This window comes from Candidatus Polarisedimenticolia bacterium (assembly GCA_036001465.1).
In the GTDB taxonomy this organism is placed as follows: domain Bacteria; phylum Acidobacteriota; class Polarisedimenticolia; order Gp22-AA2; family Gp22-AA2; genus Gp22-AA3.
This window is the reverse complement of the sequence record DASYUH010000046.1, coordinates 54,636-68,305: the sequence shown is the minus strand read 5'-3', so window position 1 is coordinate 68,305 and position 13,670 is coordinate 54,636. Positions and strand designations below refer to the sequence as shown.

Sequence of the window (13,670 nt, the reverse complement as noted above, 5' to 3'; positions counted from 1 at the left end):
ATGCCCCCAACGGACCGCCGCGCCCCCTGGCGCGTCGTCACCACCCGGATTGCCATCCTGATCGGGGGCCTGCTGATCGCGCTTCCGGCCCGCGCGCACTCCGGTGCGCCGCCGGCGGCGGAGAAGCCGGCGCCGAAAGCCCCCGAGTTCAAGCTGGAGAAGGTGTCCGACCGCGTCTATTGCCTGTACGGCCGGGGCGGGAACGTCGGCTTCCTGGTCACCGACGCCGGCGTGGTGGTGGTGGACGACCAGTACCGCGAAGTCGCCGAGGGGATCGTGGCGCAGATCAAGAGCGTGACCGACAAGCCGATCCGCTTCCTGGTCAACACCCACTATCACGGCGATCACACGGGCGGCAACCCCGTGTTCATCAAGTTCGCCGAGATCATCGCGCACAACAGCGTGCGGCCCCGGCTTCTGGAGTATCCGGAGACGATTCAGAAGACGTTTCCCGGAAGGCTCCAGGCGATCGAGGCGGAGCTCGCGGGCCTGAAGGACGCCGCCGATCCGTACCGCCTCGCCATCGAGAAGGACCGCGACCTGCTCGCAGAGAAAGTCCTGCACATGGGGGACCTGTTCTTCAACGGCATGGTCCCGTTCATCGACGCGCTCGCGGGAGGCTCTGGCCGTGGCTACGTGCGCAACCTCGATCAGGCCCTCGCCCTGGTGCCACCGGACACGAAAGTGATTCCGGGGCACGGCCCGGTCACCGATGTCGCCACGCTGCGGCGCTTCCGCTCGTTCATGTCCGATCTCGTCGACGAGGTCGAGAAGGCGGTCAAGGCCGGCCGGTCGAAGGCGGAGGCGATCCGGACCATCAAGCTGGATCAGTATCCCGAGATCAAGCCGAGCTTCCGGACTCTCGGGAACGACGTCGCGGTCATCTACGACGAGGTCCAGGCGGGGCGCTGACCCGCCCGCCGCATCGATGCGCGGCAGAGAAACATGGCGGCCGCAACATGTCGATGGGGCCGGCGCCGCGGATCCTGCCGTAATCGGTTGACCTGGGACCGGATCGGCGGTAGCTTCCAGGCTTGCCGATTGTCCGGGTGCCGACCGTGTCATCTGCCATGCCCGCATGCAGGTCGGGGCGACGCCTCGCCGCGATCCTCATCGCGCTCATCCCCTGCCTGTTGCTGCCGGCCGCCCCGCGCGGGGAGACCGGAGCGGACCGCCTCGAGCGCCTGCGCGCCGCCGTGCGCTTCGTGCCGCGGCGCATGAGCGTCGAGGCGGCGCGGGTCGGCGCCGCGGCGTGGGACGGTGCCGCCGGCCACCCGGGACCGTGGGCCGGAGCGGCGGAGGGAGCGCCGGCCGTCCTGGCCGGAACGCCGGGCCAGCCTCCCGAAGTCCAGGCCAGTCGCGGCGTCGCCGGCACGCAGAGCGAGACCAGCATCGCGGTCTTCGGCTCGACCGTGGTCGTCGGCTTCAATCAGATCAACGGCAACCGCGGCAGCGGCGCCGCCTGGTCGACGGACGGCGGGCTCACCTTCACCGACGGCGGCGGACTGCCGACCGGCGGCCCCCTGCCGAAGGAGCTTCTCGGCGATCCGTCGGTCACGGTCTGCGGCAACGGCACGTTCTACTACGCCAGCATCTACTTCCCGAACGCCTCCGATGCCGCGATCGCGGTCAACGTCGGGACGGTCTCCGGGACGACCCTCACCTGGTCGAACCCGCAGATCGCCTCGATCTCGACGAACGATTTCCTCGACAAGGAATGGCTGACCTGCGATCGGGCGACCAACACCCTGTACATGGTCTACACGCGCTTCGTGAACGGGAACCTGGGCATGGCGGGGCCGCTGCAGGTCGAGATCATCAAGTCGGCCGACGGCGGCACCACCTGGTCGGCGCCGCTCGTCCTCGAGAGCAGCTCCACCGAGTCGGTGCAGATCGCCTATGTCGCCATCGGGCCGGACGGCGAGGTGTACGTCCTGTGGGAACGCGGTGTCGACGACATCACCGCGGCCGAGACCCGGCTGGAATTCAGGCGAAGCCTCGACTTCGCCGCCTCGTTCGATCCCCGGGTGGTGGTGCGCTCCATGGCCCCGTCCTTCTTCCCGGCCAACGTCGGCTACAACCGCGAGGACACCCTCGAAATCGGCACGATTGCGGTCGATACCTCGACCGGTCCGGGCCGCGGGAACCTGTACGTCATCTGGGTCGAGCGCGAGATCCCCGAGGCGCCGGAGCGGGACGTGTTCCTGGCGCGCTCGATCGACCGGGGGGCGACCTGGTCGGCCCCCGTGCGGGTCAACGACGATGGCGCCGGCCACGACCAGGTCATGCCCTGGGTGTCGGTCAACTCCGGCGGCGGCGTCGAGACCACCTGGTACGACTACCGGAACTGGACCGCGATGAGCACCACCGACGTCTACGCGGCCCGATCGACCGACGGCGGGGGATCGTTCGAGCCGAATGTCCGTGTCACGACCGTCCCCTCCTCCTGGTTCGTGCCCGCCACATTCACCCCCAACTTCGGCGACTACGCCCAGTGCGCCAGCGAGGGGACCGGCTTCTACCCGGCGTGGTCCGACGGACGGAACAACGACATCGACGTCTTCATGGCGCACATCGCAACCGACACGTGCGGAAACGGCGCCCTCGATCCGTTCGAGCAGTGCGACGACGGCAACACGCTCGACGGCGATTCCTGCTCCGGGGCCTGCGCCGCGACCCCGTGCGGCAATGGAATCCCCGAGGCGGGCGAGGGGTGTGACGACGGCAACGTCCGGAGCGGCGACGGCTGCTCCCAGACCTGCCGCCCGGAGATCTGCGGCGATAGCGTGGTCCAGCCCACCGCGCGTGAGGAGTGCGACGACGGCAACCAGACCTCGGGCGACGGCTGCTCGGCGACCTGCCAGGCCGAGCTCGACCGGCTCGCCTGGGTCGTCGACGAGCGCTCGCGACTCGTCCTGCAGAGCGTCACCACGGGCAGGGTGATCCCGATCGGGGACCCCGGCTTCCACGAGATGGGGGACCTGGCGTTCGACGCGTCCGGACGGCTGTTCGGCTCCACCCAGTTCAACGTCAACCTGTCGATCGGCTACAACGGGGCGCTTGTCGACATGGCGCCCCTGGGACTGCCGGGCCGGGGAGCGTTCATCGGCTGGACCGGCTGGCTCGCCGTGACGGCGATCGACTTCCATCCCCTCACGGGGGTCCTGTACGGCATCGCGGTCGACGCGGCGGGATCGAGCCGGCTCGTCATCCTCGACCCCGCGACCGGCATCACCACGGCCACCGTGGGCGACCTGGCGCTGACCAACGCCCGCGCCATGGCGTTCGACGCGGCCGGCACCCTGTACGTCGGCACGTCGTCCCTCTACACGGTGAACTCGGCGACCGCCGCGAGGACGCTCGTCGGCGGACCGATCTTCAACGCCGTGGCCCTGGCGGGCATGGACTTCGCTCCCGACGGGACGCTGTACGGCATCGCGCTCCGCGGCACCGGCGCGGACGGCGGGCTCCTGCGCGTCAACAAGGCGACCGGGGTCGGCACCGTCCTGTTCATCTCCGGCAGGATCCAGCAGCAGGGGATCCGCTTCGCGCCGCCCATCGCCGTCGATCGCGATCTCGACGGGATTCACGACGTCGCGGACTGCGCCCCCGACGATCCGGCCAACGCGCCGCCGGGCGCGACGGCCGGACTTCTCTTCTCCAGCCAGGCGACCCTCACCTGGTCGGCCGCCGCGAACGCCAGGTTCCACAACGTCTACCGGGGCACGGCGACGGCCCCCCTGGGGACGCGCCTGCCGGGGAGCGTGTTCGATCACGTCTGCTTCGAAAGCGCCGACTCCCGCGCCGACGGCGACCTGGTCTCGACCGATCCGTCCCTGCCGCCCGCCGGCACCGCGTTCTACTACCTGACCGACGGAGAGGGCTGCGGCGAGGGGCCGCTCGGCAGCGACGTCGATCACCCGGCCCCCAACCCGAGCCCCTGCCCGACCCCCCCCTAGACCTCCGTACGGCGGGAGCCCGTCCGACTAGGGGGCCGGCGCCCCGCCGTGCTACGATGAGACGCTTCTATGACTTGCCCCCACTGCGCCCAGCCCAACCCGGATGGGGCCGGCGAGTGTGCGGCCTGCGGAGCGAGTCTCGCGGGCGAGCGCACGATGACCTCCGGTCCCTTCCAGCGAACCACGACGGGTGGTCCCTTCACGGGATCTCCCGGCGGCGGCTCCCTGTCCCGGCTGTCCCCCGGCACCCTCCTCGGGACCCGTTACGAGATTCTTTCCGTCCTCGGCGAAGGGGGCATGGGGACGGTCTACAAGGCCCAGGATCGGGAGCTGGGCCGCCTCGTCGCGCTCAAGGTGATCCGGCCCGAGATGGCGTCGCGCCCCGAGGTCCTCGAGCGCTTCAAGCGCGAGATTCTGCTCGCCAGCCAGGTGACCCACCGGAACGTCCTGCGCATCCACGACCTCGGCGAAGCGGGCGACATCCGGTTCATCTCGATGCAGTACATCGAGGGGGCCAATCTCAAAGCGCTCCTCGAGCAGGAGGGGCCGCTGCCGCTCGACCGCGGCCTCGCCCTCGCCCGGCAGATCGGCGATGCGCTCCAGGCGGCGCACGACGCCGGCATCGTGCACCGCGATCTGAAGCCCCAGAACATCCTGATCGACCGGGACGGCAACGCCTATATCGCCGACTTCGGGATCTCGCGCTCCCTGGCCGAGGGCGGGACCATGACCGAGACCGGCGCCATCCTAGGCACGGTCGACTACATGTCCCCCGAGCAGGCCCGCGGGGAGACGCCCGACCACCGCGGCGATCTCTATTCCTTCGGCGTCATTCTCTACGAGATGTTCACCGGAACCCTGCCGTTCCGGGCCTCGAACGTCCTGTCGGTCATGATGAAGCGGCTGCACGAGGACGCGCCGACCGTGCGGCTGTCGCGGCCCGAGCTGCCTCCGTGGCTGTCGGCGATCGTGGCGCGGACGCTCCAGCGGAAGCCGGAGGATCGCTACCAGAGCGCCGGGGATCTCCTGCGCGATCTCGAAAGGCAGCGCGCCTCGCGCTCGTGGAAGCGGTTCGCCCGGCCGCGTTACCTCGTCCCTGCGGCCGCGCTCGCGGCCGCGGCGATCGTGGCGGCCGTCCTGCCTCACATTCCCTGGCCGCCGTGGGGCTCATCGGCCCCGCCGGCGCCCCGGGCCTCGCTGGTCCTGCTGCCGTTTCAGAACGCCACCGGTGACCCGGCGTACGACTGGGTGCGCACGGGCCTGCCGAGCCTCCTCCGCACGGAGCTGATCGAGGCGAAGGCGCTCCGGCTGGTGGGCGAGAGCCGGACCCAGGAAATCCTCGCGGTCCTCAAGCTCCCCGAAAACGTCGAGCCCTCCCCCGCCAGCACGCTCCGGATCGCCGGGCTGCTCGGCGCCGAGAACGTCCTGGCCGGACGGCTCGTGCGCATCGCCGACCGTCTCCGGATCGACGCCAGCCTGCGCGTGGCCGGGGCTTCTCGGTCTCCCGGGGACGCGGTCGCCGGAACTTCCGGGACGACCTCCATCGTGGTGGACGGCGAGGGGGATCGGGCGATCTTCGCGATGGTGGACGACCTCACCCGGCGCGTCCGGGAGCAACTGGGGGTCGCGAGGGGGGTCCTGGAACGGCGGCGCGGCGCGACCGAGCTCTCCACGCACTCGGTCGAGGCGCTGTCGCTGTACAGCGAAGGCGTGGCGCTTGGCCGGGCCGGCAAAGATATCGACGCGGCGAAGCGACTGGAGGACGCGCTGCAGAAGGATCCGCAGTTCCACGTGGCGCAGGCCCTCCTGGCCGAGACGTACGACCGGCTCGGCTATTCCGACAAGGCGGTGGCCGAGGCGGGGAAGGCCATCGCGGGGCTCGGATCGGCCTCCCCTTACGAGGCCGCGCGCATCCGCGGCGTCCAGGCGCGACTTGGCGGGAAGACGGACGAGGCGCTGAAGGCATACCGGGACCTGTGCGAGATCGCCCCGAACAGCGCCGAAGCATTCTCCGACCTCGCGGCGATTCAGGAGGGCGCGGGCGACCTCGAAGGCGCCTTGAAATCGCTCCTCCGCGTCGTCGCCCTTGATCCGAAGTACTCGAGCGCTCATTACGCCCTGGGGCGCGTGCGCTTCAAGCTGGGGAAACCCGCCGAGGCGCTGCAGGATTTCAACGCCGCCCTGGCGCTGCACACGGAGACCGGCAACCAGGAGGGCCGTGCAGCGGTCCTCAACGGCCTGGGCAACGCTTACAGAACGCTGGGCCGGCACGAGGAGGCCTTCAAGAACTACCAGGCGGCGCTCGAGATCAGGCAGCGCATCGGCGATCGCCGGGGTACCGCAATGACCCTCTACAACCTGGGGATGATCCAGCGCGACCTGGGACGGCACGACGAGGGGATCAAGTCGACCGTCGAGGGCGTGGCGATCAGCCGGGAGATCGGTTATCGCGAGGGGATGGCGCTCGGCTACTCGAACCTGGGCGACCTGTACCAGATCGCCGGCCGGCCCGAGGAGGCCCTGAGCTCCTACCAGGAGAGCCTGAAAATCGTCCGCGAGATCGACGATCCCGCCAATCTGTCCCGCAGCCTCGGGAATGTCGGGTATATCAACGCCGTCTTGGGCCACTATGTCGAAGCGTTTTTCTTTCTCAAGGAGGCGCTGGCCAAGCGCCGCGAGATCGGAGACAAGGTCGAAATCGTGCGATCGCTCATCGACCTCGGCTTCCTCGAGCAGGTGCAAGGGCGGTACGAGGAAGCGGTCCGATACGAGACGGAAGGGCTGACGCTCGCCCGCGAAGTCGATGACAAGGTGGAGATTCTCGTGCTGTCGGCCAATCTGTCCAATATCCACGAGGACCAGGGTGAGTATGGTCCCGCCCTGTCGCTCCTGGCCGACGCGCAGAAGCTGGCTCAGGAGATCAGCGACAAGGCCCAGCAGTCCACCTGCCTGATCTATCTCGGGAGCATCCGGCGACACCTCGGCGATTTTGACGGCGCCGCCACGGCGCTGCAGGAGGGATTGCGACTGGGCCAGGAGATGAACAACGCCCCGCTCCAGGCGGAGGCCCTGATCAACCAGGCGGCGCTCCTGCTCCTCCGCGGCCAGAAGAGCCGGGCCCTGCCCGTCTCGAAGGAGGCCGTCACCCGGGCGATCGCGTCGCACGATCAGCGCCTCGTCCTGCTCTCCAGATTGCAGGAGGCGGAGGCCGCCGAGTCCGTGCGTGATCTGGAGGGCGTCGCCAGCAGGGCTTCCGCGTCCGGCCTGGCGCCGATCGAGGCGGCCGCACACCTGGCCCTCGCCCGGGTCCACGTGGCCGCGGGGCGCGCGAAGGAGGCGGGCCTGCAGGCAGAACAGGCGCTGAAGATCGCCGCACCGATGCGGTTGCGGGACGTCCTGTTCCAGGCCTGCCACCTGAGCGGCAGGTCCTTGCAGGCACAGGGCCGGGCCGCAGCTGCCGCCGACAGGTTCAGCACATCGCTGGGGTACCTCGCGGAAATGCGCCATGGGCTGACCGGAGCCGATCTGCGGCAGTTCCTGAACCGGCCGATCACGGCGGCGTTCGCCAAGGACGCGGGGGCCCTGTTTCAGCATGCGAACCGGAACCAGGACGCGGATCGGCTCCGCACCCTCCTGAGCCTCTGAGATCCGCCGCTCCCCCGATTCCTGTTGACAACGGTCATCTATCCGAGATATTTGAGGACGCAGACTGTGGAAAAGCCGCACCAGATGTGCGCTTTCAAGCATTCCGGAGAGGGGGAAAGCTGATGTACGCAACATCGAATCCTGTGCGAGTCGCCGTCTTCGACCTGATCCTGGCCGCCTGGCTGGCCGCCGGGGCTTCGTACGCCAACGCGGCCGTTACCACGTACGCCGACGAAGCGTCCTTCCTCGAGGCTCTCGGTGAGGCTTCCGCCCGGCACGAGACCTTCGATCAGTTCGCAACGGGAACTCAGATCAACGACCAGATTTCGGGGGTCGTCTTTTCATCGCCCCATCAGGACTCGGGCGCCTACTACCCCATTCAGGTCCTGGACGACCCGGGAGCAACCAGCCGGCCGAACGTCCTCGGCGGCGGGTACCTTTCGGAATCGCCGGGCGAATCCCTCCAGATCATGGTCCTCGATTTCGCCCCGTCCATTTCGGCCTTCTCGTTCTATCTCACCGATTACGATCCCAATGGCACTCCCGCTTCCGTGAGGCTCGAGCTCCCCAACGAAGGGAGCGCGACGTTCCCGCTCTCGAACACATCGGAGAGCGAACTCACTCCCGTCTTTTTCGGAGCGACGTCCAACGTCCCGATCCTGAGGGTGATCATCACGTCGGGACTCCAGGGTGGCGGGTTCGAGGAGTTCGGAATCGACGATCTCCGGTATCTGGCCATACGGGAGGGAGACACGAACCCTCCCGAGTGCCACGGCGCGCCCGCGGAAGAGGAAGGGGTCCCCGGCATCAACGGGTCGGCCGCCGAAATCGGCGTATTCGAATCCGGCATCCAGCGCGTGTTCCTGGACGAGGGATCGAGCAATCTGAGCCTGACCGTCGCGCCCTTCGATCCCGGGGCGCGTTTTGTCACCTTCCGCGTGACTCAGGCCGATCCCTCCCTCGACGCGCAGGGGCGCGTGATCGCCACCGACGGAGGCGAGAACTCCTGCACCGTGTCGGCGAGCTTCCGCGCGCTCGGCCCCGGCCCGACGGAGAACCAGACCATCTGTCAAGACGGCGGACTGCTCCTGGCCATCAGCAACGGCGAGAATACGCCGGCCGGCACGTCCGTGTGCAGCGCCAACCCGCCGGGCGGGAACGAGCCGGAGTTTCCGCCGGGTTACGCGCCGTCGGCCCCCGGCGAGCAGTCCCCCTGCCAGGTCCTTACGATCGACTCGCCGATCGGCGGGCAGACCGAGATGGTCCTGAAGAAGGACGGGGATTTCAATCTGAACCTGAGGATGCTGTTCTCTCACTCGGAGATCGTCGGCGGCGAGCTGTTCTTCCCGGCCTTCAACGACGTCACCAAGTTCGTGGAACAGATCGCCACGGTCACGCCGGACCCCACGCGCGTGGGAGGCTCGGTGGCGTGGTCACCCGTCAAGGTGGCCTGCGCCATTCAGAGCGAGGCGGCCCGGCTCGAATTCTGCGGCGGGCTGCCGGCGGGGTCGGAAGGCCCGGACGCGGACGGCGACGGCTTCAGCCTGTGCGCGGCCAGCAGCCTGGACGTGGACTGCAACGATCAGTTCGACGACATCTTCCCGGACGCGCGCGAGGTGTGCAACGGTCTCGACGACAATTGCGACCACCAGGTCGACGAGGACGACCCTCCGGGAATTCCCTGCCCCGCTCCGGGCCTCCTGGGCGCCTGCCGGCAGGGGATGACGTCGTGCACGACGCTGCCCTTGAGCTGCCGGCAGACGGTCCTGCCGGTCGACGAAGTCGCCTGCAACCACATCGACGACGACTGCGACGGACGGGTGGACGGGACCTACGTCTTCAGCGACTACCTCCCGCCAATCAACCCGGATGGCTCGACCGTCTTCGTGAAGAAGCGAGGCGCGATTCCGGTCAAGTTCCAGCTTCGGGACTGCTCCGGCGCCTTCGTGGACAATGCCGTGGCCACGATTGACGTCCTATTCCACGGGGTCGGGATCGTCGGAGACGAAGAGGTCGCCGTGAGCAGCGTCGGGAGCGCCAACACCGGCAACCTGTTCAGATTTGACCCCTCATCCCACCAGTACATCTATAATCTGGATGCGTCGTTGCTGCAGCGGAACGCCAGCTACATCATCAGGACGCATCTCGACGACGGCTCCGAGCACGACGTGCTCATTTCGATCAAGTAAGGACGATCGGGGGGGTCCGGCGCCACACGGCCACGCGGCCGGTCCGCCGGACCCCCACCCTCGCGGGGCCCTGCAATGGATTTCCTGACCGTCATCACGCCGGAGGGGACGAGCTCGCGCCGCGATCTCGACGGCGAGACCCTGCGCATCGGCCGCGCCTCCGGCAACGACCTCGTGCTGCAGGACCTGAACGTGTCCCGGCACCACGCCGCGGTGGTCCGCCGTGCCGAAGGCATCTACATCGTCGACGCGGGCGGCAAGAACGGCACTTTCGTCAACGATCTGCGGATCACCGATCCGGTGCGGCTCGGGGCCGGCGACCGCGTGCGGCTCGGATCGACCGTCCTGGTCTTCAACGGCCGGGTGCCTTCGAACGTCGAGTTCATCGACCGGCCGCTCCTGCACGGAGCCGGGACCACCTTTCTGCCGGCCTCCGGGCTGCGCACGCCCGACATGAACGACCTGCCGCTGGTGCTCGATTCGACCACTCCCGTCCCCTTCCGCTCCGGCTCGATGTCCTCGGGTTCGGCCGCCGCCATCATCCAGGAGGCCAACGAGGAGCTGGTCTTTCACCGTCCCCTGCCGGAGATCCTCGAGACCATCATGGACCTGGCGCGCCGGGCGGTGCCGTTCGAGCGCGGCCTGCTGATGCTGACCGAGGGGGACCGGCTCGTCCCCCAGGTGATCCGCGTCCCCCCCGACGAGTCGGGAGCGATCATCTCGGTCAGCCGGACGATCGCCGATCGCGTCCTGCAGAACAAGGAATCGATCCTGACCAGCGACGCGCAGCTCGACGATCGCTTCCGCCTGGGCCAGAGCGTCGAGGCGCAGCAGCTCCGCTCGGTGATGTGCGTCCCGCTCTGGAACAATCGCGACGTGATCGGCCTCATCTACCTGGACAACCGCCACCGGGCCGGGCTGTTCCGGGAGGAGAACCTGCGCCTGATGTCGTTCCTGGCGAACGTCGCGGCGGTGAAGATCGAGAATGCCAGGCTGTTCGAGCAGGTGGTCGCCGCCGAGAGGATGGAGCAGGAGCTGCAGAAGGCGGCGGAGATCCAGGACCACCTGCTGCCGTCCCAGGGCCCGCCGATCCCCGGCTACGAAGTGTTCGGCAGCAGCGTGCCGTGCCGCGCGGTCGGGGGGGACTACTTCGACTACATCGAGCTGCCCGGCGGGCGCTACGCCGTGGCGTTGGGGGACGTCGCCGGCAAGGGGCTGCCGGCCGCTCTCCTGATGTGCATGTTCCAGGCCGGCCTCCATGCCCTGTGCGAGATGGATCTGCCTCTGGACGACACCATCTCCCGCCTCAATCAGATCCTGTGCCGGCGCCTGCCTGCCAACCGCTTCGTGACGTTCTTCTTCGGCGTCCTCGATCCGGCGGCGCACACGCTCATGTACGTCAACGCCGGCCAGAACCCCCCCTGCCGCCTCGGCGCCGGCGAGGCGATCGATCGGCTGATCGCCACCGGGCCGCCTCTCGGCCTCTTCGCCGGCGCCGCCTACACGGCGCGGACCCTGGATCTGGCCCCCGGCGACCTCGTCCTCTGTTTCTCGGACGGCGCGACCGAGGGACGGAGCGCCGCCGACGAGGAGTTCGGCGAAGAGCGCCTCATCGGAATCGTCAGGGAAAGCCGCGGCGAGAAGCCCGAGGAGATCGTGCGGCGGGCCACGACCGCTGTCGAGCAGCATTCCGCCGCGTCGCCGCGCCAGGACGACACCACCCTGGTGGTGCTGAAAAGGAGGGTCTCGTGAGCGAGCAACCGCAGACTTTCACTCCCCTGACTCCCGAGGGGGACAGCCTTCCGATGGCCCTTCTCGCCGGCCTTCTGGCCGCCGCGGCGGGGGCCGCGGCATGGGCGCTCGTGACCGTCCTCACCGGATTGAAGATCGGCTGGATGGCGGTCGGCATCGGGTTCCTGGTCGGCTTCGCCGTGCGCCGGTTCGGGAAGGGTTCCGCCCCGTCGTTTCAGGTCCTCGGCGCCGTTCTGTCTCTCGTCGGCTGCGTCGCCGGGAACCTGCTGGTGGTGTGCGTCTTTGTCAGCCGGGATCAGGACCTGTCGCTGATGACCATTCTGGCCGGCCTGACCCCCGCTGTCGCGGTCAGCTGGATCGTGGAGACGTTCAGCCCGATGGACGTGCTGTTCTACGGCTTCGCGGTCTATGAGGGGTACAAGTTCGCGCGCCTGCCGGCCGCTCCGCCCCCCATCGCCGCCGCGTGATGTTCCCGGACGCTCAGCGGACCCAGTAGCCTGCGATCCAGATCCGGGCCCCCCGGTCGCGGATGTAGTGACCGGGTACCCAGACAGGCCGATAGCATCCCATGTCGCAATAGACGGACGGGGGCCCGAAGTAGTAGACCGGAGGCGGGGTGTACAGCCCGACGCCAAACGCCGGGCGGCCGAGGCTGAAATAGAGGCTGGCGTCGTAGGCCAGGCGCGGTCGGTAGTACACGGGCCGCGAGTGATATCCGCCCCGGACGATCCGCTGTCCCCTGGAGTGGCCACGGTGACCGGCCAAGGCCGGCGTGGCGAGCCCAATCCCGATGATCAGGACCCAAAGCGGCAGGAGTTTCCTCATGTTCGCCTCCTCCTGCAGGGGATAATGCAAGTCCGATGCCCACCTTGAGTAGCCTCGACGCCGTGAGGCGGTCGGTGGTCGCCTGCGAGCTCTGCCCGCGACTGCGCGACTACTGCCGACGCGTGGCCCGGGACAGGAAGCGCGAATTCCGCTCCTGGACCTACTGGGGACGGCCGGTCCCCGGCTTCGGGGACCGGGCGGCGCGGCTCCTCGTCGTCGGACTGGCCCCCGCGGCGCATGGCGGCAACCGCACCGGTCGCGTCTTCACCGGCGACTCGAGCGGCGACTGGCTCTACGAGGCCCTGCACCGTTTCGGGTTCGCCAGCCGGCCTGAATCGTTGTCGCGACACGATGGATTGCGGCTCCTCGACTGCTACGTCAGCGCCGCCGCGCGCTGCGCCCCTCCCGGCAACAAGCCGACGCCCCAGGAGCTGCGGAACTGCAGTCCGTACCTCGAGGCCGAGATTCGCCTGTTGCAGGAGGTCCGGGTGGTCGTCACGCTCGGCCGGGTCGCCTTCGACGGATACCTTGGTGCGTCCGGGTGGCGGGACCGGCTGCGGGCGCCCGAGCGGCCGCGCTTCGCCCACGGCGCCGAGACGCGACTCCCGGACGGAACGATCCTCCTCGCGTCCTTCCATCCCAGCCGCCGGAACACCCAGACCGGGCTCCTGACGCGGCCGATGTGGCATGCCGTCTTCGGCAGGGCACGTGCGCTCGTTCCGGGGCCTCCCGGCCCCCGCGGGCGGGACGCGCATCCCGCTTCGGGCTAGAATGGATCGGCCGCACACGGCCATTCACATGGAGAGGACCGATGGCACCCGAACGAATCGACGTCAAGCAGGCCAGGGAGGCGCTCCGGAACGAGAAGGACGCCGTCTACCTCGACGTGCGCACCGAGGAGGAGTTCGCCGAGGGGCACCCGGAGGGGGCGATCAACGTCCCCGTAGGGGCCCCCAATCCGCTCCTGCAACGCTTCGAGGCGAATCCCGATTTCCTGGACGTGGTGCGCGCCGCGGTGCCGGAGCACACGCTCATCCTGATCGGCTGCCGGTCCGGCCCCCGCGCCGAGATGGCGGCGAACCTCCTGACCCAGAGCGGCTATCCCAAGGTCAGATGGATCCTCGGCGGCTTCCACGGCATGGCCGACGCGTTCGGCATCATGGTGGCCCCCGGCTGGCGCGAGCTCGGCTACCCCGAGAGCCGCGAGGCGGGCGAGGGCGTCGGCTACGGATCGCTCCGGCGAAAGGCCGGGAAAACCTAGGAGTGTGTCCGGGTATGGGGCCTCTGAGCCGGCCCGGGT

The 13,670-nt window shown here is 68.9% G+C and carries 9 protein-coding genes; 8 read left to right on the top strand and 1 reads right to left on the bottom strand.

All coding sequences use genetic code 11. From position 1 onward, the window contains the following. The 6 genes from VGV60_09725 (at position 1) to VGV60_09700 (ending at position 12,012) form a co-directional block, all read left to right on the top strand. The gene (locus VGV60_09725) at positions 1-912 is read left to right on the top strand and encodes an MBL fold metallo-hydrolase (protein HEV8701534.1); all 912 of its coding nucleotides are present in this window, start codon (positions 1-3) and stop codon (positions 910-912) included. 158 nt (positions 913-1,070) lie between these two features. Then, a complete protein-coding gene (locus tag VGV60_09720; GenBank protein ID HEV8701533.1) occupies positions 1,071-3,959 on the top strand; it encodes a DUF4215 domain-containing protein in 2,889 nt (962 codons plus the stop codon). Positions 3,960-4,115: 156 nt separating this feature from the next. Then, positions 4,116-7,604, top strand: a complete 3,489-nt coding sequence (locus tag VGV60_09715; GenBank protein HEV8701532.1) for a tetratricopeptide repeat protein — start codon at positions 4,116-4,118, stop codon at positions 7,602-7,604. Positions 7,605-7,726: 122 nt separating this feature from the next. Next, positions 7,727-9,793: a PxKF domain-containing protein gene (locus VGV60_09710; protein HEV8701531.1), complete on the top strand. Its 2,067-nt coding sequence runs from the start codon at positions 7,727-7,729 to the stop codon at positions 9,791-9,793. 75 nt (positions 9,794-9,868) lie between these two features. Then, positions 9,869-11,545, top strand: coding sequence for a SpoIIE family protein phosphatase (locus VGV60_09705; GenBank protein HEV8701530.1), 1,677 nt, complete (start codon positions 9,869-9,871; stop codon positions 11,543-11,545). Beyond that, positions 11,542-12,012, top strand: a complete 471-nt coding sequence (locus VGV60_09700) for a hypothetical protein (GenBank protein HEV8701529.1) — start codon at positions 11,542-11,544, stop codon at positions 12,010-12,012. The genes VGV60_09705 and VGV60_09700 overlap by 4 nt, the downstream gene beginning before the upstream one ends. A gap of 13 nt (positions 12,013-12,025) precedes the next feature. On the opposite strand, the gene VGV60_09695 is transcribed toward VGV60_09700, so the two are convergent. Further along, positions 12,026-12,370 carry a hypothetical protein gene (locus VGV60_09695; protein HEV8701528.1) on the bottom strand — a complete coding sequence of 115 codons (345 nt, stop codon included), beginning with the start codon at positions 12,368-12,370 and terminating at the stop codon, positions 12,026-12,028. A gap of 35 nt (positions 12,371-12,405) precedes the next feature. Between VGV60_09695 and VGV60_09690 the strand changes: the two genes are divergently transcribed. Together VGV60_09690 and VGV60_09685 are read left to right on the top strand one after the other, a co-directional pair. Then, positions 12,406-13,140 carry a uracil-DNA glycosylase gene (locus VGV60_09690; GenBank protein HEV8701527.1) on the top strand — a complete coding sequence of 245 codons (735 nt, stop codon included), beginning with the start codon at positions 12,406-12,408 and terminating at the stop codon, positions 13,138-13,140. A 41-nt stretch (positions 13,141-13,181) separates the two neighbouring features. After that, positions 13,182-13,631, top strand: a complete 450-nt coding sequence (locus tag VGV60_09685; GenBank protein ID HEV8701526.1) for a rhodanese-like domain-containing protein — start codon at positions 13,182-13,184, stop codon at positions 13,629-13,631. The last annotated feature ends 39 nt before the right edge of the window (positions 13,632-13,670 follow it).